Source organism: Burkholderia sp. BCC1999 (assembly GCF_905339975.1).
Taxonomy (GTDB): domain Bacteria; phylum Pseudomonadota; class Gammaproteobacteria; order Burkholderiales; family Burkholderiaceae; genus Burkholderia.
On record NZ_CAJPHP010000011.1, the window covers coordinates 194,027 to 215,873 of the forward strand.

The window sequence follows — 21,847 nt, forward strand, 5'->3', positions numbered from 1 at the left end:
AGCTGAAGCAGTCGCTGGCGCGCGGCTCAGAATGCGATCGGATACGGTGCGAGCTCGCCGCTCTCGTAGCGCTGCGGCAGGTTCGGCGTCGCGTTTTCCCAGACCAGCAGCATCGATCGCTTGGTCGAGTAGCCCTGGTGACGGATGTCGGCCGGCATCGCGCAGATGTCGCCTGCGCGCATCGTGACGCGTGCGCGCGGCGCGCCGGTGTTCTTGTCGCCGATGTCCCACACGATTTCGTCGGACAGTTGCAGGAACCATTCGACGCGGTCGTTGCCATGGAACACCGGCAGGATGAATTCCTCGGTGGTCGGGCAGAACAGGCTGCGCCCGCACACCGACGTGACCGACGGATTCCACGTGACGTCCGAGCGCGACAGGTACTTGAACAGGTTGAATGCGTGCAGCTCGCCTTCGAAGCCCGGCTCGACATGCACTTCCGGCTCGTCCTGCGCGACGTCGAGGAACGCGCGGTTGACCGGCAGTTCGTCGCGCAGCGGCGAATCGCCTTCGAGGCCCGGCATGCGGCGCGTCGCGATGCGCGTGCGCTCGATCGCCGCGCCGTTTTCACCGTGCTTGCGCCCGAATGCGGTGCCGGTTTCCTCCGGCGCCGCGAACGGGTCGAAGCCTTCGTTCGTCCAGTCGTGCAGCATCGCCTTGAAGGTCGCCATGATCGTCGGCGTTTCGAAGGTCTCGGTGTAATCGACACCGGCGTCCTTCAGGATGCCGTTGAACGTGCCCGCATACATGTCGACCTTGCCGTAGTGATTGCGCGTGCCGAACACGTGATCGAAGTTCACCCAGCCGTAGAAGAAGCCCCATGCGACGTCGCGCATCATCGCGCGCAGGAACGCGTCCGCCGGCATCGCATGCGTGCGGGTCTGGCCTTTCGCGGGCCAGCTGATCTTCACGAAGTATTCGTCGCGCTGGAATTCGAATGCGCCGAGCTGGAAGCGGCGGTAGCCGGTCACGGCATCGGCTTCGGTCGATCGCACCAGATCGGCGGCAAAGCCCGTGGACGGGTCGAGGGTTTCGAGGGTGGCCATAACGTGTCTCCTGGGATAGTCGAATGAGGTCGGAAGGTCAGTGCAGGCAGATCTCGGCCCACTTCTCGACGGACAACTCGCCGAGGATGGTCTGCACGAGCGCGACGCCCGGCCGGCTCGCGGTGAAGCGATAGGCACAGCCGGCCGGCAGCAGCGCCTGATGGCCCTTGCGCAATACGACGTACCCCATGTTCCGGCCGGCCGGTTGCTCGCCGGCGCTCACGGTGCCGCGCCCCGATGCCGGCGGGTTGTCGAGCTTGATGAATTCGATCCGGACTTCGCCGTCCATCTGGATCGTGAACTCGTCATGCGCACACGCGAACCACGGCGACTGGCCGTCGGTCCTCAACACTTCGATCACGTATTCGAGATTCTTGCCGGCGACGACCTTTTCATAAGGGGCCGACTTCGACGCCACCTCGAAGACATTCGAGAAGGCGTAGTGCTGCGCGCTGCCGCTGGTGATTTCGATCTCGCCCTTCCGGTAACCATCGAGCGAGCCGAAGACGGTGTGGAATGCCGTGCTGGTCATTTCTGTCTCCTGAGTTGAACCGCTTGTTGGATTCCACTCTAGGGGCAAGGGACAGCAGCAACAAGGCAACGGATGGCGATTACGGCATTTGCGTTTCGCGAATAATCCGCCCGGTTCAACGCACCCAGCCGCGCTCCAGCAGCGGGAGATCCCACGAGGGCTCGTCGCCGATGTATTCGGCGAGGAATTCGACCAGGGCCTTCACCTTCAACGCCTGTCGCTGCGTTGCGGGATAAACGGCGGCAAAGCTCAGCGGCGCGAGCTGATAGTCGGTGAGGATCGGCACCAGGCGGCCCGCGACGAGCGCATCGCTCGCCACCAGCGTGGGCAAGCAGACCACGCCGCCGCCCGTCAGCGCGTATTCGCGCAACAGGTGAACGGAGTTCGAGCGAATCATGCCCGGCAGCTCCATTTCGACGACCTCGTCGCCGCGCGTCATCGTCCAGCGGTTGCGCGACGGATAGCCCGAATACAGCGCCGTCGTGTGCTGCAGCAGATCGCGTGGATGTTGTGGTGCACCATGCGCGTCGACGTACGCGGGCGCCGCACAAAAGAGACGCCGGACCGTGAACAGCCGTCGCTCGATCAGCGATTCGGAAATCGGCGGGAAGATCTGGAACGCGATGTCGAACCCTTCTTCGACAGGGTCCACGACACGGTCATTGACGATGATGTCGAGCTGGATGCCCGGGTAGCGCTGATTGAATGCGGCCAGCGGCACGCCGAAGTGATCGAGCGCGAAACCGGGCAGCATCTGGATGCGCAGCCGCCCGGTCGGCGTCGCGCGAAGCTCGCGCATCTGGTCCGTCAGCTCGTTGACGCGCCCGACCACCTCCGCACACTCGCGATAGAACGCCTCGCCCACTTCGGACAGACGCACGTGGCGCGTGCTGCGATGGAACAGCGGCGCGTTGACGAACTTCTCGAGCTGCTGGATGCGGTTCGTCACGACCGAACTCGTCACACCCAGTTGCCGCGCGGCCTCGGCGAAGCTGCTCGCCTCGGCCACTCTCACGAATGCTTCGATGCTCAGGAACCGGTCCATGCCCCGCCCTTTTTCGACAGCGAAAACGGCAGTCTACCTGTGCGGGTATCGGGTTGTGTCATGCGAAAGGCGTCACAGTGTCGCCAAATCGATGTCAATCGACGGACGCACCGGCATTACCGCGATTGCTCTCCGGTTGCCAGTTCCGGCTGCACGACCGCGCGGCGCTGCAACACGGCCGGTGCGGTTTCCTTCAGCAACAGGCTGACCACGATGCCCAGCACGACCGCGCACATCGGCAGCCACAGAATATTCTGGATGCCAAAGTGTGCGGCGACATAGCCGCCCATCGCCGGCGCGATGCCGCCGCCGAAGATTTCGCCGACGCCGACCACCACACCGATGGACGTCGACACGAGACCGATGGGCGCGGCCTCGGTCGCCACCGGGCCGGACAGCAGCGACACCAGCCCGAGCGTGAAGAACGACGCGACGAACAGCACGCCGAACAGCGCCAGCGGCTGCGGGCCGAGGCCGCGGAAGATGTAGAGCATTACGGCCGTTCCGGCGAAGCCGACGATGCTCGCGATGCGGCGGCCGACCAGATCGGACAGCCCCGGCAACCCGAACTGCCCGAGAAACCCGCCGAAGCCGATCGCCGACACGACGAGGCCCATCTTCTGCGTGCCGAGCGACAGGTAATCGGTCAGGTACAGCGGCAGCAGCGCGCCGAGCACGAAGACGCCGGTCATCGCGCAGCACAGCGCGGCCATCGCCACGAGGATGTTGCGGCTCTTGAGCACATGGCCGAGCGATGCCGGCGCGTGTTCCGATGCGACTTCCTTCACGACTTTCGGCTCGCGGATCACGAAGAACATGATCGCGCCGAGGATCAGGCCGGGCACGGCCACCAGCGCAAACACCCAGCGCCACGACACGAAGCCGAGCAGTTGCGTGGCGATGATCGGCGACAGCGCGAGGCCGAACAGCGCGAAGCCGCTTTGCTGCAGGCCGAGGTTCAGGCCGCGCCGCCGCGGATGCGACGCATCGGCCGTCGCCGCGAAACTCGTCGGGCAGAACGAGCCCTCCGCGACGCCCATCAACCCGCGAATCGCCATCAGGCCGAGCAGACCGCCCGCGAGCCCCGAGAAACCCGACAGCAGCGAGAACGCGATGATCGCCGGAATCAGCACCTTCCGGCGGCCGACCTTGTCGGAGATGCCGCCCATCAGCGCCGCGAAGATGCCCCATGACAAGCCAAGCACACCGATGCAGTTGCCGACGTCCTGCGCGGTCAGGTTGAGGTCCTTCATGATCGAAGGGAACAGCGGCGCGATGAGCCAGCGGTCGAGGCCGACCAGCCCGAAACCGAGCGCCAGCAGCGTGACCGCTTTCCACTCGTATGAGGTATCCCACTCGTTTGCTTTCATGTCCGTCTCCGTGGACGCCGGTTCGCCTGCGCGCGCCGGAGCGCCTGCGCATGGGTCAGGTCCGATGGTTTTGTATGCGATGTGAATCGCGAGGAAGTGTCGGCGGACGTTCGGGTTCGATGCGTCGAATACGCTCAGCCGACGCCACCACGATAGGTGCACGGCCGCCAATCGGGTATGGAACAACCGGCGAACGCGCCATTCGCGAAACGCAAATAATCGGGCGAGAAGGGCTGGGCGTGCCTGTAGAGAAGCACCGAGCGAATCCGCGCGGCGTTGAAATGCCGCTCACGCGCGTGATATCGGGGAATCCCTCATGGACTTGAAGGTTCCCGGGTACGGCACCGCCCGGAAACGCACGATGGCGCGTGGTTCATCGGGGCAGAAAGGGCGCCGCATCGACATGGAAACAAATTCTCCCATTCAATTTAACGAGAAAACGTTATTCCATATCAAGCTGAATCGCCAGCCAACTTTGGATCCTTTTTCCCTCCTGTCCCCCGTATCATTTCTCTCACTACGCAATGAGCAAGAGACGGACATGAGCGACACCAACACGCTGCACTACCTCGACTACGCCGCCACGACGCCCGCCGATCCGCGCGTGATCGAAGCGATGACGGCCTGCCTCGGCTTCGACGGCATCTTCGGCAACCCCGCATCGAGCTCGCACGCCGCCGGCCGGCTGGCGAAAGACAAGGTCGAACACGCGCGCGCGCAGGTCGCCGCGCTGATCGGCGCGGATGCCGACGAGATCGTCTGGACCTCGGGCGCCACCGAATCGAACAACCTCGCGCTGAAGGGCTATGCGGAAAACGCAACCGACAAGCGCCACCTGATCACGAGCCGCATCGAGCACAAGGCCATTCTCGACACGATGGCGAACCTGTCGAAGCACGGCTCGTCGGTCACGTTCCTGACGCCCACGCGCGACGGCGAGATCACCGCCGATGCCGTGGCGGCCGCGATCGGCCCCGAGACGGGCCTCGTGTCGCTGATGCTCGTGAACAACGAGATCGGCACGCTGACCGACATCGCCGCCATTTCCCGCATCGTGCATGCCGCCGGCGCACTGCTCCACGTCGATGCCGCGCAGGCGCTCGGCAAGACGCCGATCGACGTGCGCGCGGTCGGCATCGACATGATGTCGATGTCGGCGCACAAGGTTTACGGGCCCAAGGGTATCGGCGCACTGTTCGTCCGCCGCGATATCGCCGATCGCATCGCACCGCAGATTCACGGCGGCGGTCACGAACGCGGGTTGCGCTCGGGCACGCTCGCGACGCATCAGATCGTCGGGATGGGCGTCGCGTGCGAACTCGCTGCTGAAAAGCTCGACGGCGAAGCCGCGCGGATCGCCGCGCTCGGCGCACGCCTGACCGACGCGCTGTTCGCGCTCGGCGACATCACGCAGAACGCGGCCGCCGCGCGCCGCATCCCGCACACGCTGAGCTTGACGGTGAACGCACCGGGCTTCTTCCCGTTCATGCTCGGCGAAGCGCTCGCCGTGTCGTCGACTTCCGCGTGCAACTCGACCAGCGGCGCACCGTCGCACGTGCTGACCGCGATCGGCCTCGATGCGGAAGCGGCCGGCCGCACCGTGCGCGTCAGCTTCGGCCGCTTCACGACGGAGCAGGACGTCGACTTCGCGATCGCGTGTTTCCGCCAGGCGATCGAGCAATGCCGCGCGACCGCCGCGAACGGGTTCTCCGCGTCGCGCCAGATCACGCCGGCCGATCTGAAGGCGATCCGCAATGCCGGCTACCGCTCGGTCATCTGCAACCGGCCCGACGGCGAAGGCGACGCCCATCCGGCCTTCGACGAAATCGCCGCCGCAGCCCGTGAACTGGGCCTCGAAGCACGCTACCTGCCGGTCGAGCGCGACCGCATCGGCGACGCGGAAGTCGACGCGTTCGGGGCGCTGGTCGATGCGCTGCAGAAGCCGGTGCTCGCGTATTGCCGCAGCGGCAACCGCTCCGGCCTGTTGTGGAATCGCCTGTCCGCACGACGCACGGCCTGAGCCGGCACACCTCCCCCGTTACACCGCACCGCCCGCGTTCACGCACGAAGCCGATGCTTCGCTGCGTGAACGCGTGACGATGCCGACCAACGCAGCATTACGCCCTTGTTTGACGAAAACGGGGTCTCTCGACGAGTATTCAAGCGGCGGCACCGCTGTTCCGCAGAAGTATCCGGACGTGCCGTCCGCACAATCAATAAACACACGCGAGAGAACCCATGTCTTCCGGCGCAGCATTCATCGAAAGCAATATCGGCCGCGAGTTGGTCACCGGCATGGTCATGCAGATGCGGGCCATTCGGCAGGTGGGATGGCGAAAGCACCTTGACCTGCCGTCGAACGATCTCATGCACGAGCCCAAGAACCTGAACCGGAACTTTGCGACGCTTCGGCTGTGGTGCGTCGGCGACGACTAGGCGATGGGAGACCAGTGGGTCGGCGTGAGCGGCACCGGCGACTACTTCCCGCCGAAGGGTGTCGACGCATACGTACTGAAAAGCCGTGAAGGCGATCACGCGGTGAACATGAAAGCGTTGTATGACACGCCGGACGACTGCTACGAACCGGCCAGGTATTACCCGGCATGCGGCAACCCCGAATGTTCGGAGGTGCCGCTTCTCAATGCGCTGTCGCATGCGATCGAGCGTTGCCATATTGCAAGCGGCACTCCGGGGCATGTCATTCTGTTGACCGAGCGGCTGCCATGCCTGTCGTGCGGCAGCCTCTTCAGGCAGTTCGGCAAGGACCACCCCGGCCTGTCGCTTCATCTGCTCTACATGTTCGATCACACCGATCGCGCGGAAGAGCGCCTGTCGACCGACCTCGACTACCTGTCGGACTCGACCTTCGTCGTCGAATACATCGATCCCGACGACAACGGTCATGCCGGCCCGGGCGGTCCGGCTTTCGCGCCGCCGGGCTTTACGTCGCGCCCCAAGGGCGGGATCTTCATCGCGCAGATCACGCCTTTCTCCGGCGATGTCGTCACGACCCCGAGCGACACGACGCGGGTCCCCGCACGCGCAACGGGGTCTTCGTCGGCGCATTTTGCGGCGCGCATTCCGAATCAGAACTGGGTGACGCTTTACGACCGCAAGGCGCGTCCGCCCGTTCCGGAAGACAACCCGCGGCGGCCGCTCGAGGATGAAGACCCGGCCTAGACGTCATGGTCCGCGTCGTGCGATGTCGACTGCCCTATCCCGATCCCCAGCTCGCCGGGTTAGTGAAGTGAGCACGGCGGACACCACCGGCATTCCCCGCACGACAGCCGCTACTTCGGATACTCCAGTTGCAGTGCGACCCAACCTGATGTCGCGTCGCCGTAGCGTGCCGCAATGTCTCCGAGCACACCGGGCAGCACCGATTCGCCATGGCGTCCGGCCGGTATCGCCACGTGCTCGTGCCGGGCATTCGCCGGCTGCGCCAGCAACCGCAGCCCGTGCCTGGACTGGATCACACGCGCGTCTGCCGTCGCGACGACGTCACTGCGCCAGGTCCGCGCCCACGCATCGGCGGTCAACGCAACCGGAAGCTCGTCAAACCCGTCTTCGACCGGTAGATCGAACGTCTCGTGCCGCCAGAACGCAAGGCGGTTCATCAACGCCATCGCCACCGCACGCGTGGTCAACGCGTACCGGCTACCGTCGTGAATGTCGCTCCATGCCTGCGCGCCGACGCGCTGCGCAGTCTCGTGTGCCGCTGCCGGCCCGACCAGCGCATTCACCAATGCCAGCGAAGCGGGAATCGACGCCGACACGCCGGTCGTCGTCATGACGTTACCGTCCATCGCATAGCGGCGATCATCAACCCACGTCGTATCGGTAAAGCGGCGACGTAGTCGTTCGCGCGAATACCAGTGGGACGTCGCCGTGCGATGCCGCAGCAGGCCCGCGTTCGCGAGGACTTCGGCACCGTCGCAGATCGCCACCATCGTCGCGCCGGCGGCGGCCTGTTTGCGCAGCCAAGCCAGCACCGCCGGCCGGTCGGCACGATGCATCGCGGGCACGATCACGACATCGGCCCCCGCGGGAACAGCAGCGTCAAACCGGTCGAACGCGGTGTCGGCCAGCATGCGCAGCGCGGGCATCAGCTCGACCTCGCCTTCGTCTGCCGACACGGCGACCACGTCGACCGCACCGGACGTCTTCAGAATCGCGTACGGAACGATGAAATCGGTTGTTTCAGTTCCGGCGTTGTCTGCGACGATGGCAACGAGCGGCCGCGTGCGGCCCGACTTTGGCACACTCATCTTCAACGCTTGCGCGACCGGAGGGGTGTCCTCTGCCAGTGCCTGCACCGGCCGCCCCCATGCCCAGGCGCCCAGCAGCCCGCACACGAACAACACTGCCCCGCCTGTCTTCCGTACCCGCATCGTCCCCTCGCCTCAGTCGATTGCACGTCCGCAAAATTACAAGGATCATGCTTGCGGTCACAAGGACAACTCCACCGCACTTTCCGCCATGTCCCAGTCAACCTGCCCGGCACGCGACATCGTTGTCGTCGGCTTCGAAGGCGTCCAGTCGCTCGATATCACGGGCCCGATGGAAGTGTTCGCGGTCGCGAACCGTTACCTGTCCGAGCATGCCGTGCCATACCGGCTCACGCTTGCGTCGCAACACGGAAATGACCTCGTCACGCACGCGGGCCTGCGCCTCGCCGGCACGGCCGCGCTCGCGGCACTGCCGGGACGGATCGACACGATCATCATTGCCGGCGGCAATGAAGCGGCGCTGCGACACGCCGCGTCGAAAGCCGGCGTGCTGCCGTGGTTGCGCACGCGGATCGCGGACACGCGGCGAATCGCGAGCATCTGCACGGGTGCGTTCGTACTCGCCGCGGGCGGATGGCTGGACGGCAAGCGCGCGACCACGCACTGGAACCAGTGCGCGACGCTACAGGCGCTCTGCCCCGATGCGCGGATCGAACCGGACGCGATCTACGTGAGCGATCCGCCGTTCCATACGTCGGCTGGCGTGACGGCCGGCATCGATCTGTGCCTCGCACTCGTCGAGGCGGACTGCGGCGCACCGACCGCACTTGCGGTCGCACGCGAACTCGTGCTGTTCATGCACCGTCCCGGCGGACAGGCGCAGTTCAGCGTCGGGCTCGACATCCAGGCCGGTGCGACGCCCCGCATGCGCTCGCTGCTCGCCGACATCGCCGACAATCCGGCCGGCGACCTCGGCGTTACTGCACTGGCCGCCCGCATGCACATGAGCGAACGGACGTTTGCACGCAATTTCCTCAAGGAGACTGGACTGTCGCCTGCGCAGTACGTGCTCGCAGCGCGCGTCGAGCGCGCGAAAGCGCTGCTGGAGCGGGCCGACTGGCCGCTCGAACGGATCGCGGAACGTTCGGGATTCGGCAGCGTGGACGCGTTGCAGCGTGCCTTCGCGAAACGCGTCGGCGCCACGCCGCGCGACTATCGCGCGCGCTTCGGACCGCGAAGCGACAAGCGACAGACGGAATAGGCCGCCCCGATTCATTCCACGTTCAGGATGAAACGCGGGTGGACATGCCCTGAAACAGGGCACGCCTCCGGATTTTCACTACATTGCCGAAATCTGATAGAGCCGGGAGATTTGATTACATACCGTTCACGCATCGGACTGGAAAGCGATTGCCGATTTCCCCACGGCATCGCGTGCCGCCGACGAATCCCAGGAGCGGGCCGTATCGCACGGCCCGGGCGGCGATGACGGTCCTGCCACGCAGGACATTCGTGACGGAGCGACTATGGATGCAAAATTCCAGCCTGATTCAGGCACCGACAGTGACGTAAGCCTGCTGCACAAGATGGGCTATGCGCAGGAACTGTCGAGACGTATGAGCGGTTTCTCGAACTTCGCCGTGTCGTTTTCGGTGATCTGCATCCTGTCCGGCGGCATCACCGCGTTCCAGCTCGCGTTTTCCGCGGCCGGCGGCGCATCGATCGGCCTCGGCTGGCCACTCGGCTCGCTGTTCGCGCTGATCGTCGCCGTGTCGATGTCGCAAATCGCCTCCGCGTTTCCGACGGCCGGCGGCCTCTATCACTGGGGCGCGATCCTCGGCGGGAAGAAATGGGGGTGGATGACAGCGTGGCTCAACCTGATCGGCCTGATCTTCGTGATCGCCGCGATCAATTTCGGCACCTACGATCCGTTTTTCAAGACGCTGATCGCGCCGATGTTCGGCGTCAGCCCGGACAGCCTGACGTGGTGGCATCAAACGGCGTTCATCGCGGTCATCACGATCTCGCAGGCGATCCTGAACGCGCGCGGCATCAAGATCGCGAGCAAGATCACCGACCTGTCGGGCTACCTGATCTTCGTGGTGACGATCGCGCTGGTGGTGTCGCTGCTCTACTACTCACCCGTCGCGTTCGATGCGCACCGGCTGGTCACCTTCACCAACTTCACCGGCGTCGACGGCGGCGCGTGGCCGAAACAGACCACGCCGCTCGCGTTCCTGTCCGGCCTGCTGCTCGTGACCTACACGATCACCGGCTTCGATGCTTCCGCCCATACCTCCGAAGAGACGCATGACGCAGCCAGGAACGTGCCGCGCGGCATCATCGGCTCGGTGTTCTGGTCCGCGGTGTTCGGCTACGTGATGGTGTGCGCGTTCGTGCTCGTGATGCCCGACCTGACCGCCAGCATGAAGCAGGGCACGGGCTTCTTCGAAGCGATCCTCGCGCCGATTCCGAAGACGCTGCGCGTGACGCTCGAAATCGCGATGTTCTTCATCAACTACGTGTGCGGGCTCGCGGCGATCATGTCGACGTCGCGGATGGTGTACGCATTCGCACGCGACGGCGGCCTGCCGGCGTCGAAGCTGCTGCGCAGCGTCAGCCCGGCCCACCGGACGCCCGGGCCCGCGATCTGGACGTGTGCGGTGCTCGCGATCGTCGTCACGCTGTACGGCGACGCGTTCTCGGTACTGAGCGCCGGCAGCGCGGTGTTCCTGTTCATCTCGTACGCGATGCCGATCGGCTCCGGGATGCTGGCCGAGGGCCGCTCGTGGACCGACAAGGGCCCGTTTCAACTGGGGATCTGGTCGAAGCCGTGCGCGCTGCTCGCACTGGTCGGCGCCTGCGTGCTCGCGTATGTCGGTATCCAGCCGCCGAACGAAAAGGTGCTGTACGTGCTGGTCGGCTTCGTCGTGGTGCTGATGGTGATCTGGTACGGCTTCGGCGTGCGCAACACGTTCGCCGGGCCGCCGGTGTTGAAGGACACGCGCAATCTCGACCGCATTCGCGAACTCGAGGCGAACGTCGATCCGTCCGTCTGAAGCAGCTTCGAAGCAGGTTGAAAAAAACCGACTCGCGGGCTCGATGACGCGAGTCGGTTTTTTGTTGCAACGTGACACGATACGGTTCGACCGCCTTGCGGCAGCCGAACCTCGCGACCATCAGCCGTAGACGGGGAAACGCTTCGTCAATTCGGCGACCTGTGCTCGCACGCGCTCGAGCGTCGCCGCGTCTTCCGGCGCTTCCAGCACATCGGCGATCAGGTTACCCACGATCTCGGCCTCTTTCACGCCGAACCCGCGCGTCGTCATCGCCGGCGAACCCAGGCGCACGCCGCTCGTCACGAACGGCTTTTCCGGATCGTTCGGGATCGCGTTCTTGTTCACCGTGATGTGCGCCGCGCCGAGTGACGCTTCCGCTGCCTTGCCCGTGATGTGCTTCGCACGCAAGTCCACCAGCATCACGTGGCTTTCGGTGCGGCCCGACACGATCCGCAGCCCGCGCTTCACCAGCGTTTCAGCCAGCACGCGTGCGTTCTCGACCACCTTCTCCTGGTACGCCTTGAACTCCGGCGACAGCGCTTCCTTGAACGCCACTGCCTTGCCCGCGATCACGTGCATCAGCGGGCCGCCCTGGATCCCCGGGAAGATCGCCGAGTTGATCGGCTTCTCGTACTCGGCCTTCATCAGGATCACGCCGCCGCGCGGGCCGCGCAGGCTCTTGTGCGTCGTCGTCACGAAGTCCGCGTGCGGCACCGGGTTCGGGTACACGCCGGCCGCGATCAGGCCCGCGTAGTGCGCCATGTCACGCGACGGGCAGACAAAAAAATCGAAGGTCCGCATCGCTGCGGAACCTTCGACGAGTCTTGCCGATCATGCTGCAGGCAGGACGCCTGCCCGCCGGCTTCTTGCGAACATCCGTAATCAGACGGCCGAAAAACAGTTGTCGACGAACAGGTGGGTGCCGTTGACGAAACTCGACTCGTCGGACGCGAGGAACAGCGCGGCCGCCGCGACTTCCGACGGCTCGCACAACCGGCCCTGCTGAACCGCGATCGCCGCTTCGGTCGCATCGACGCCCATCGCCTGCAGGTCCTTCAGTTCGCGCATCCCGTGCGGCGTGCGGATGAACCCGGGCGCCAGCGCATTGCAACGAATCCCGCGATCGCGATACTCAACGGCAATGGCCCGCGCGAACATGTGGCACGCGCCCTTGGTCGCGTCGTACAGCACTTCGCCCGGCGTCGCGCAGACGGCCGAAATCGACGACGTGCAGACGATGCTGCCGCGCCCTTTCTCCAGCATCTGCGGCAGCACGGCTTGCGTCATCAGGAACATGCTCTTGACGTTCACGCCCATCAACCAGTCCCATTCCGACTCCTCGATGTCGAGGAACGGTTTGACGATCAGCGTGCCCGCGTGATTGAAGAGGATGTCCGCATTGCCGTACTGCTTGCGCGCCGCATCGACCGCGTTCCGGACCTCCGCCTGCTTCGACACGTCCGCGCCGAGGCCGATCGCCTGCAGGCCGGCGTCGCGCAGCCGCGCGGCGAGCGTTTCGGCCGCGTCGCCGTCGCGGTCGATGATCGCCACCTTCGCGCCCTGCGCGGCGAACAGTTCGGACGCCGCGCCGCCGCATCCGCCGGCCCCGCCGCTAACGATGGCGACCTTGCCGGCCAGGCGGCCGTCAATCTTGACATTCATGTGTGGTTCTCCAGTCTGGTTCGTTCGGGCTGCTTAACTGAACAGGGTCCGCAGGTGATCGTTGAGGAAGTAGCCTTCGGGATCCACGCTGCGGCGCAGCGCGCGGAATGCTTCGGCCTTGGGGAACCAGCGATCGACGTCGTCGCGGTTCGTGAAATGCAATTTGCCCCAGTGCGGACGCGACGCGTAATCGCGAAGGATGTCGTCGACGTCCTTCAGGAACGGCCAGTAGTCGACGCCGTTCGGGCCGCCCGAGCATGAAATCGTGACGCTGTCCTGGTGATGGAACGGGCTGATCCACGCCGGATCGCCCTTGGTAAAGCGGTATTCGACCGGGAAGATGCAGTCGCGGTGTTTCGTGAGAATGAGCTCGCGCACGCGGCGCAGCGCTTCCTTGCCGTGTTGCGCGGGCACCGCGTATTCGAGCTCGTGGAAGTTCGGCACGTAGTGGATCGCATACACCTCGGAGCTGTAGGCGATCTTCTCGTGCTCGCCTTCGTGGAACGTGCGTTCGTCGGTGACATCCATCACCTTGATCTCGCACACGTCGTAGTCCTTCTTCGAATTCGACGCCTTCGTGGTGTCGGGCAGGCAGTACAGGTCGCGGCTTGCGGAGGTCGGGCACCAGAAGAAGCCGAAATGCCGGTGCTTCGCCGCCAGCTCGTCGTACTGCTCCATCAACGCTTCGAAGTCCTCGCGCCACACGCGGTCGTGCAGCCAGAACGCATCGGTCACCTGCAGCGTCAGCTCCGACACCACGCCGAACATGCCGATATTCACCTGCGTCGCATGCAGCAGGTCGGGATCCTTCCGGTCGCACACGTCCAGGATCGAGCCGTCCGGGCGCACGATGCGCATCCCGACGACCTGCGACGACAGGTTGCTCAGCGTCGTCCCCGTGCCGTGCGTGCCGGTGGCGAGCGCGCCGGCGATCGCCTGCGAATCGATGTCGCCCTGGTTGACGAGCGACAGGCCGACCTCCTTCAGGTGGCGCGTCACCGCGTTCAGCTTGGTGCCGGCCTTCACCGTCACACGCTTGCGGCCCTGATCGACATCGACGATGCCCTGGTAATCCTGCAGCGACAGCAGCAGCCCGCTGGTCGCGACGACGGGCGTGAACGAGTGCCCCGATCCCGAGCAGCGGACATGCTTGCCCTGGCGCGTCGCGGTGCGCACCAGTTCCGCGATCTCGGCCTCGCTGGTCGGCGCGGCCAGGTGCGCGGCCACGCACGACTGGTTGCCGACCCAGTTTCTCCAGAATCCGCCACGGGGAAGTTCCATCGACGTCGCTCCAGCGTTGGTGTCGTGCCAAAGATAGGGCGTCGACCGGCTTTTCACTATCGGATTTCGGCAAGTTAGGGTTTTGACGAACCTGTGCCGGTTGCGGCCTTTTTGACCGGCCGGGCGAGCGGCTACAATGAATCGGTCCGGACCGCCCCCTCCCGTTCCTTCCCGCCCCCGATGACGCCGCCTGCCCATCCGAGCGATTTCTCCCGCGACCCGCTGTTCGCGCGCACGGTCGCGTTCTGCGCGTTCACCGACGTGGAAGAACAGGCGCGATCGTTCGACGGCTGGAACATGAACTACACGCAGATCTCGGGCGGGCTGTTTCACGGCTCGTCGTCGATCGTGTCGCTGGGCGGCATCAAGCTGCTGGTCGAGGATCTCGACAAGATCATCCTGCAACAAGGCGCGGTGCCTTCCGAGCGGATCGCCGTGGCCGTGCCGCTGGAACTGGAAGGCCATGCGCGCCTGTGCGGCGAGAAGAGCGGGCGCGACAGCCTGCACGTGTTCTCGAGCCAGCCGCAATTCGAGTTCTATTCGCCCGACCGGCACGTGCTCGTGAATGTCGAGATCGAGCCCGAGAAGCTGTCGACGGAGGCGATGCGGACGGTGGCCGCGTCGCTGCGCGCGCAACCCCATTCACCGGTGATTCCGATGGCGACCTATGTGGCCGACCATCTGCGCGACCTGCTGCGCCAGACACTGGCCGCAGCGGCCAGAGGCCCGCGCATCGACGACGTGGCGACCCAGGACCGGATCGAATTGCTGGAGCGCACCGTGCTGTACGCGATCTCGGAAGTGATGACGGCCGCCGTGCCCGAGGCCGGTATGCAGGCCGCGCGCCCGACGAAATACTGGTCGCTGGTCAACGCGGTGCAGGAACGGCTCCAGGACGCCTCGACCTGCCCGCTGTCGATCGCCGAACTGTGCGTCCAGCTCGGCATCAGCCGGCGTACCGCGCAGTACGCGTTCCACGATACGTTGAACCTGAACCCGATTGCGTATCTGCGGGCCGTGCGCCTGAATCACGTGCGCCGCGAGCTGCGGCTCGGCGATTCCGTCACGTCCGCCGCCACCAAGTGGGGCTTCTGGCACCTGAGCAGCTTCGCGCAGGACTATCGCGCGATGTTCGGCGAGTTGCCGTCGGCCACGGCGAAACGCTACGCCGCGCACCGCGCTATCTAGGCATCCTTCACGATCCGGCGGCCGGTGCGACGGATGTCGTACCGGCCGCCGTGCTGCCTGCTACGTCACTCGTCCTGCTGTTCCTGCTGCGCCTGCACCTGCCGCTGCTGGATGAACTGCCGCACATCGCTCATCGTCACGCGGCCGGTGTGCTTCGCATCGATCTCGTCGAAGTGCTTCGACACGAAACCGAGCCCGCTGCTCTGCGCCTGCGCCTTCGTCACGGCCGCACCGTTGCTCAGCACGGTATTGCCGCCGAGTCGTGCGTCGACACGCTGCTGCGCCTGCTGCTGCAGCGCCGAGCCGGTCGACGGCAATACCGGCGCCGCGCGCGTGGCAGGAAAGAACGGACCGTCGACACCGCGCCCGCCGTGCGGCAGCTTCACCGGCGCCACCGCTTGCGGCGGCAACGCATAGGCACTGCTCATCACGGCACCGAGGACGATCAACGTAGACATACGCCGCATCAATTTGATTAGGGACATGATCACTCGCATTCAATGGATGAATAGAGGGTTCCTTTGACAAGGAGTCCCGCTCAAGGGGCCGCCGCCAGCGTCGTCGCGGCCGTCGCGCCCGGGACGCTGCCGGTCGGCACGCTGGGCGGGTTTTCATCCGGCCACGGCGGCGGCAGCGTGTGCAGCGTCAGCGCCGTCGGAATCCGCGCGCCCTTGTAGAACGTCTTCAGGTCCCGCTTCATCTGCGGACGGGCGACGTCGTCCAGGTAGATCATGTGGCCGCCCTGGAAGAAGTTCACCTGCAGCTTCGGATTCAGGCCCTTCACCGTCTGAAGCCGCGCGAGTTGCTTCTCGGTGTTGAAGAACGGCGTCGCGAGATCGTGATAGCCGTTCTCCGCGAGCACGCGAAGCTTCGGGTTGAGCTGCAACGCACCGAGCAGATCGGGGATCGTGTCGGGCATCGGCTGGCCGTCGTGCGTGAAGTCCCAGACGCCGATGATGTTGTCGTTCAGCGGCAGGTACGTCGCGTTCGGTGCCGAGTAGCCGAGGTAATCCGGCATCTGCGTCGCGAGCGCGTTCGTGAACGGCTGCGAGATCAGGATGTCGGACGGATCGCCGTCGTTCTGCAGCCGCGGATCGGAGTTCGGCAACGACACGCGTCCGTCATACCGGCCGATCGTCGTCCCAGGCAACAGGCTCGTGCCGAACGGATTCGCGTTGAAGTAGCCCTGCAGCGCCTGCAGCGTCAGACCCGACGGTATCCCCCACAGCTTGAGCGTTGCATCGCTCGGGAACACCGGCGTGCCGAGCGCATCCGGAATGCCGAGCTGGCTCAACACCCACGACTGCGAATACTTCTGCAGCTGGTTGTAGATCAGCGTCGTGAACAGTTCCGTCTGCAGTGCGTACAGCCCCTGGTTCACCGGCGCCGGCGACACCTGGTTGAAGTACGCCGCGACCGCCGCATAACCGGGCAGATAGCCGGCCACCGTATCGGTTTCGAGCAGCAGCCCTTCCGTCGACTGCGTGATCGCCACCGCTTCCACCGCATCCGCGAAGTAGTTCAGGATTGCAGACTGCAGCACGATGCCCGTCAGGTGCACGCCTGCCGATTCGAGCGCGAGCGCCAGCATGTCGGTACGCGGCGTGCCGTACGATTCGCCGTACAGGTAGATCGGCGACGTGCTGCGGCTGTTGACGTTCAGGTAGCGCTGGATGAAGTCGCGCATGATGTTCACGTCCGCATCGGAACCCCAGTACTTCTGGTTGGTGTTCGGCAACACGGCTTCCGACAGCCCCGTTCCGGGCGGGTCGATGAACACGAGGTCGGTGGTGTCGATCAGGCTCTCAGCATTGTCGACGATCGGATAGTTCGGCCAGTTGCTGCCGAACCCCGGATCGGGCGTGGCCACCCGCGTCGGCGCGAACGAGCCGAGCCGCAGCCAGATCGACGACGAGCCGGGGCCGCCGTTATAGACGAACGTGACGGGGCGTGGCTTGCCGTTCTTGCTCGGCGCGGTGTACGCGACATACGACATCGACGCTTCCGCGTTGCCGTTTGCGTCCTGTGCGGTCAGGTGGCCGGTCGTCGTCGTGTAGTTGACCGTCGTGCCGCCGCCCTTCCACTGGTAATGCATGACGGCCGCTTTCTCGGACACCTGCGACGCGGCGAGGCCGTCGGTCGCATTCATCGAGTACGCGACCTGGTCGACGTAAGGCTGGTTGGCCGCCGGCGTCTGGCTGCCGGCCGCTTGCGCACTGGCCTGCTGGCTGGCCGTGGCCTGCGCGAGGCTCGACGCGCCGACGGACGACGAATCGTCGCCGCCGCACGCCGCGAGCGCCAGCGTCATGGCGGTCAATGCGCCTAGCCCGGCCATCCTGCCGCGACGGGCGCGGTGGCTGCCGGTACAGCTTCTGTCTGGTTTCATCTCTATCCTTGTGCCTGGTTCGAATACCACTTCACAAAGGCCGCCTTCACTGGCGAGACGCGCAGCAACACCCGCCACTCGCGCAAAGGCGGTTGGGATCGGACTGCTTCAAGAGACTGAACGTGATACAGACGCAGCAAACTGCTGGCGAGAATCGTGCTTGAACCGCCCCCTGCAGTTTGGACTTCTTTTCTGATTACCGAAATTTACGACATCGACAAAATAGGCGGTGCTGCGCCGCGTTGTCAAAGATCATTCCGATATTAAAAATCCAGTAATGATGCGAAGGGCCGCCAGTGTCTGGCATTTGAAAGAAAACTGGATTGTTCGCAGATGGCGCGCTTTATCGGCAATGCTGCGCGAAATATTTTACTTTTTTTCTCACAACACTGAAGCCTTGCCTGCATTGATGCGGCGATGACAAAACCTTCAAATCGACAGGATTTTTCTTTCATTTTTATTATTCGCGATCGATTAATACTGCAGGGCGACACTCACCCATCACGCCAGGATTCGATTAGCTTCAATCTTTCTTTAATCACCACGCCGCCGAGCATCGCACCATCCATAAAATACCGATTCCGTTAATTCGAATCGGATTTTGCGGAATTATTTACCCGATATCCGGCCGGCATTTCCGGGCGAATGACGACGTGCGGCATCGCCACACGTCGTCCGTGACAGCACTTCAGCCAGCGATTACTTCCCGCCGCCCGGCAGCGCGATATCGATCAGCACCGGATCGTGATCCGACGAGCGATACGCATCCGGCGCGTAGAACGTCTTCTGCTGCTCGGCCGACTTGTACGCGAGCGTGTACTGCAGCGCGAGCGGCTCGTCCGCGTTGATGTGCCATTCGTGCACGGCCTTCACGTGCGAGGCGAGCGGCAGCGTCGCGAGCGCGTGATCGAGATAGCCGGCTTCGCCGTTGTACACATAGCTGTACGCATTCGCGCCGATCCAGCGTGCGACGAGGTTGCGGTAGCCGCGCGATTCGAGCGTGCGGATCGGGTCTTCATACGTGTAGCTGTTGAAGTCGCCGATCAGCAGCACGCCCTGGCCCGCGACACCCGTCGGGTTGCCGGCCAGCCAGTCGGCCACCTTCGCCGCCGCGCGCGTGCGCGTCGGGTTCCAGCAGCCCTGGCCGTCACCCTGGTCGAGATCGTCGTTCGCGGCGTCCGGGCAGTTCTTCGACTTCAGGTGGTTCACGGCCACCGTCAGCGCCTGCTTGTTGCCGTTGATCAGCCGGAACGATTGCGCGAGCGGCTGGCGGTTCTTGTCGTCGATCGCGAGCGTCGCCGCGCGGCCGACCGGTTCGACCTTGCGGCTGTCGTAGATCATCGCGACCGTGATCGCATCGCCGCCGAGGCGCGACACGCCCGGATCGACGACGCGCCAGTTGTTGCCGAGCTTCGCCGCGAGCTGGCGCACCGCGCTCAGTTCGCCGTAGCCGTTGTTCTGGATTTCCATCAGGCCGATCACGTCGGCATCGATCGCCTTCAGCGCGCTGACGATCTTCGCTTCCTGACGCTGGAATTCCTGGAAGGTCTTCGCGCCGCGGTTGTTCGGATCGTCGAAGCCGCCGCCGAGCCCGTTGCCGTTGAAATAGTTCAGCACGTTGAACGACGCGACACGCAGGTTCGACTTCGGATCGCGCGCGGGGGCGTTGGTGCGCGGGTTCGTGCGCGCTTCGAACGCCGGCACGGCCGCGCCGGGCAGCGGCTGCACGCGCCATGCGCCGTAACGCACCTCGAGCACGCCTTCGACGTCGCGCACGGTGTAGCCCGCACGCAGCGTGTTCGCGGCCGACAGGCCCGGCGCCGGGTACGGCACGATCGCGGGGTTCTGCTTGTTCGAGCCGTCGTCGAGGACGAGGCGGTTGCGCGCGTTCGCATCGATCTGCGTCTGCGCCTGCGCGGGCGGCACGACGCTCGTCGGCGTGCGCAGGCGGCCGTTGCTGAGCATCACGCTGCCGTAGCGGCCAAGCTCGTAGTTGTCGGTGACGTTCAGCGTCTGCGGCAGGCGCACCAGCATCCCTTCATACGCGGCGAACGCGTTCGGGCTGTCGACCGGCAGCGTGAGCGTCGCGGGCGTGACCGTCTGGCCGTTCGCGCACACCGCGATCGCACCCGACTGCGTGAGCTGCGTCTGCCCGTACTTCTCCTCGACCTTGCCCGTCACGTGCACGAGATCGCCGGCCTTCGCGCGCACTTTCGGCGCATAGACGAACAAGCCTTCCGACACGCCCGGCTGGTTGCGGCGCTGTGCGTCGGCCTGCTGGACGAAGAAGCCGCCGAAGCCGTCCGTGCCGCCGAAATCGGCGGTGACGACGGCTTCGATCGACACGTTCTGGCCGGCGAGCGGAGACGGCGCGCCCGGCCCCTGGATATCGGCGATCGGCGTCGTGCTACCGCCGCAGTTCGGGCTGACGGGCGCGGCGGTGGCGGCGAAAACCGGCGCGGCGAGCGTCGGGAGCAGCAATAGCGGGGTAAACAGGCGGATTGTCGAGCGCATGACGGGAAATCCCGGTTGTGAGGGTGGCGAAAGCTTAGCGGCGCTCAATGACAGTTTTTGGTAATCGAAAGACAGGCCGATGTAATTGTCGTTATCGCGCTTCGATCGCCATCAAGCGCGCGTTCATGCCTGAAAAAGCGGGGAAATCGTCTGACAAGAAGCCGCCATGCCGGTGACGATTGCCCCACGTGCCTTCACCGCCGCGGCGTCACGCTATACCGTCCCCGGCAACGCGCTCGACACGAGCACGGCCGCGACCATCAGCACACCGCCGAGCACGACCGCCTCGATCCGCAACACTGTGCCGAACCGTTTCAGTGAAACAGCCGGCATCGCGGCAGCCGGATCCTTCAGCGCGGCCAACAGCTTCGGCATCCCGAAGAAGCGGTTATGCCCGCCGAGCGCCGCCGCGATCAACACCAGCGCGAGCTTCAGCAGCAGGATCTGTCCGTACGTCGACGCGAGCAGGTTGACGGGCGTATCGACGCCGCGCCAGCCGTTGTACGCGCCGGTCGCGAACAGCACGACCAGCGCATACGTCGATGCATCGGACAGCGACTGCACGAACGACGCGCCCGTCGTGCGTTCGCTCGCGGGCATGCCGGTGAGCCGCGGCATCACGCCGAACGCCGTCACGAGCACGAGCCCGACCCACGCGCTGATCGCCAGCAGATGCAGCCAGTCGACCCACACGGGCAAGCTGAACAGCCCTGCGTCCACCGGATGCCCGCCGTTGCTGCGCGCGAGCGCGACACAGGCGAGCGCGGCCCAGATCGCGAACGGAAAGCGCGTATCGTGCGCGCGCCGGACGAACGACAGCGCCACGACGACGAGCATGAATACGGCGCCGGCCAGCCATGCATGACCGAACCCCGTGCCCGCGAGCATCGCGCAGACGGCCGGCCCCGCATCGAGCAACGACACTTCGCTCATCAGCGCGCAGTGCGCCCAGAACGCGGTGATGCTCGCGAGCAGCGACACGACGGACGCGATGCGCAGCGTCGCGACGAGCCGCTGCGAGACGCCGTGCCGCCATGCCGACGCGCCGCGCGCGAGCCAGTGGCTGCCGAGCAGCGCACCGACGACGACGGCGAACCCGGCGTTCTGGATCGCCACCGCCACGAGCCGCAGCAGGCCGACGATGCCGTCGTTCATCCCTTCACCCGAAACGTATAGGTGCCCTTCGTGCGATGGGCGTCGGCCGTCATCGCCGCCCATTGCACCGTGTATGCGCCGGGCGCGAGCTTCGGCATCGCGACCGTCATCACGCGCGGGTTCGACGCATCGACCTTCGCCTTGTCCTGCGTGACGGCGTTGCCGTTCGCATCCGACACCTTCACCGAGCTGAATGCCGGTTCGAGGTCTTCGTTGAACGTGAGCCGCACCGTGTCGGGCGCCACGTCGAGCGTGCTGCCCGTCGCCGGTGCGGCGCTTTCCAGCTTGCCGTGCGCCGAGGCCGCGACCGGCGCTGCCGCGAGAATCGCGCCGGCCGCGGCGAAGCCGGCCAGCCGCTTGAGCTTCGTGATCGTCATGTT

At 65.2% G+C, this 21,847-nt stretch carries 18 protein-coding genes and 1 pseudogene; 6 read left to right on the forward strand and 13 right to left on the reverse strand.

What is annotated here, in order from left to right; genetic code table 11:
- Positions 1 to 26 precede the first annotated feature (26 nt).
- The 4 genes from U5809_RS18185 to U5809_RS18200 all read right to left on the reverse strand — a co-directional run bounded on the left by U5809_RS18185 (position 27) and on the right by U5809_RS18200 (position 3,993).
- Positions 27 to 1,046, reverse strand: a complete 1,020-nt coding sequence (locus U5809_RS18185) for a hydroxyquinol 1,2-dioxygenase (RefSeq protein WP_176051702.1) — start codon at positions 1,044 to 1,046, stop codon at positions 27 to 29.
- 37 nt (positions 1,047 to 1,083) lie between these two features.
- Positions 1,084 to 1,578 carry a hydroxyquinol 1,2-dioxygenase gene (locus U5809_RS18190; protein ID WP_282507836.1) on the reverse strand — a complete coding sequence of 165 codons (495 nt, stop codon included), beginning with the start codon at positions 1,576 to 1,578 and terminating at the stop codon, positions 1,084 to 1,086.
- Between the two features lie 115 nt (positions 1,579 to 1,693).
- Positions 1,694 to 2,623, reverse strand: coding sequence for a LysR family transcriptional regulator (locus U5809_RS18195; RefSeq protein WP_322087567.1), 930 nt, complete (start codon positions 2,621 to 2,623; stop codon positions 1,694 to 1,696).
- A 116-nt stretch (positions 2,624 to 2,739) separates the two neighbouring features.
- Complete coding sequence (locus U5809_RS18200) at positions 2,740 to 3,993, reverse strand: MFS transporter (RefSeq protein ID WP_322087568.1); 1,254 nt, start codon at positions 3,991 to 3,993, stop codon at positions 2,740 to 2,742.
- Between the two features lie 541 nt (positions 3,994 to 4,534).
- Here U5809_RS18200 and U5809_RS18205 point away from each other — a divergent pair.
- The 3 genes from U5809_RS18205 to U5809_RS18215 all read left to right on the forward strand — a co-directional run bounded on the left by U5809_RS18205 (position 4,535) and on the right by U5809_RS18215 (position 7,173).
- Positions 4,535 to 6,013 carry an aminotransferase class V-fold PLP-dependent enzyme gene (locus U5809_RS18205; RefSeq protein WP_322087569.1) on the forward strand — a complete coding sequence of 493 codons (1,479 nt, stop codon included), beginning with the start codon at positions 4,535 to 4,537 and terminating at the stop codon, positions 6,011 to 6,013.
- A 218-nt stretch (positions 6,014 to 6,231) separates the two neighbouring features.
- The gene (locus U5809_RS18210) at positions 6,232 to 6,429 is read left to right on the forward strand and encodes a hypothetical protein (RefSeq protein WP_322087570.1); all 198 of its coding nucleotides are present in this window, start codon (positions 6,232 to 6,234) and stop codon (positions 6,427 to 6,429) included.
- Between the two features lie 3 nt (positions 6,430 to 6,432).
- Entirely contained in the window at positions 6,433 to 7,173 is a 741-nt protein-coding gene (locus U5809_RS18215; protein WP_322087571.1) for a hypothetical protein, read from the forward strand.
- 110 nt (positions 7,174 to 7,283) lie between these two features.
- On the opposite strand, the gene U5809_RS18220 is transcribed toward U5809_RS18215, so the two are convergent.
- The gene (locus U5809_RS18220) at positions 7,284 to 8,384 is read right to left on the reverse strand and encodes a DJ-1/PfpI family protein (protein WP_322087572.1); all 1,101 of its coding nucleotides are present in this window, start codon (positions 8,382 to 8,384) and stop codon (positions 7,284 to 7,286) included.
- Positions 8,385 to 8,472: 88 nt separating this feature from the next.
- On the opposite strand from U5809_RS18220, the gene U5809_RS18225 reads away from it, so the two are divergent.
- Positions 8,473 to 9,483 carry a GlxA family transcriptional regulator gene (locus tag U5809_RS18225; protein ID WP_322087573.1) on the forward strand — a complete coding sequence of 337 codons (1,011 nt, stop codon included), beginning with the start codon at positions 8,473 to 8,475 and terminating at the stop codon, positions 9,481 to 9,483.
- A 265-nt stretch (positions 9,484 to 9,748) separates the two neighbouring features.
- Positions 9,749 to 11,281: an amino acid permease gene (locus U5809_RS18230; RefSeq protein ID WP_322087574.1), complete on the forward strand. Its 1,533-nt coding sequence runs from the start codon at positions 9,749 to 9,751 to the stop codon at positions 11,279 to 11,281.
- 120 nt (positions 11,282 to 11,401) lie between these two features.
- Here the strand turns inward: U5809_RS18230 and glyA are convergent.
- The 3 genes and pseudogenes from glyA to U5809_RS18245 form a co-directional block, all read right to left on the reverse strand.
- Positions 11,402 to 12,046 (reverse strand): annotated as a pseudogene (gene glyA / locus U5809_RS18235) (serine hydroxymethyltransferase); the annotation flags it as partial.
- A gap of 117 nt (positions 12,047 to 12,163) precedes the next feature.
- Positions 12,164 to 12,943, reverse strand: coding sequence for an SDR family NAD(P)-dependent oxidoreductase (locus U5809_RS18240; RefSeq protein WP_282507843.1), 780 nt, complete (start codon positions 12,941 to 12,943; stop codon positions 12,164 to 12,166).
- A gap of 33 nt (positions 12,944 to 12,976) precedes the next feature.
- Positions 12,977 to 14,224 (reverse strand): D-arabinono-1,4-lactone oxidase, encoded by a 1,248-nt coding sequence (locus U5809_RS18245; RefSeq protein ID WP_322087575.1) that lies wholly within the window; start codon positions 14,222 to 14,224, stop codon positions 12,977 to 12,979.
- Positions 14,225 to 14,404: 180 nt separating this feature from the next.
- On the opposite strand from U5809_RS18245, the gene U5809_RS18250 reads away from it, so the two are divergent.
- On the forward strand, positions 14,405 to 15,412 hold the full coding sequence (locus U5809_RS18250) for a helix-turn-helix domain-containing protein (protein WP_322087576.1): 1,008 nt from the start codon (positions 14,405 to 14,407) through the stop codon (positions 15,410 to 15,412).
- Positions 15,413 to 15,477: 65 nt separating this feature from the next.
- On the opposite strand, the gene U5809_RS18255 is transcribed toward U5809_RS18250, so the two are convergent.
- The 5 genes from U5809_RS18255 to copC form a co-directional block, all read right to left on the reverse strand.
- The gene (locus tag U5809_RS18255) at positions 15,478 to 15,870 is read right to left on the reverse strand and encodes a 2-oxoglutarate dehydrogenase (RefSeq protein WP_322087577.1); all 393 of its coding nucleotides are present in this window, start codon (positions 15,868 to 15,870) and stop codon (positions 15,478 to 15,480) included.
- Positions 15,871 to 15,950: 80 nt separating this feature from the next.
- Positions 15,951 to 17,798, reverse strand: a complete 1,848-nt coding sequence (locus U5809_RS18260) for a S10 family serine carboxypeptidase-like protein (RefSeq protein WP_322087578.1) — start codon at positions 17,796 to 17,798, stop codon at positions 15,951 to 15,953.
- Between the two features lie 699 nt (positions 17,799 to 18,497).
- A complete protein-coding gene (locus U5809_RS18265; RefSeq protein WP_322087579.1) occupies positions 18,498 to 20,312 on the reverse strand; it encodes an ExeM/NucH family extracellular endonuclease in 1,815 nt (604 codons plus the stop codon).
- A gap of 213 nt (positions 20,313 to 20,525) precedes the next feature.
- On the reverse strand, positions 20,526 to 21,467 hold the full coding sequence (locus U5809_RS18270; RefSeq protein ID WP_322087580.1) for a CopD family protein: 942 nt from the start codon (positions 21,465 to 21,467) through the stop codon (positions 20,526 to 20,528).
- Complete coding sequence (gene copC, locus U5809_RS18275) at positions 21,464 to 21,844, reverse strand: copper homeostasis periplasmic binding protein CopC (protein ID WP_322087581.1); 381 nt, start codon at positions 21,842 to 21,844, stop codon at positions 21,464 to 21,466. Before copC ends, U5809_RS18270 begins: the two co-directional genes overlap by 4 nt.
- Positions 21,845 to 21,847 lie beyond the last annotated feature (3 nt).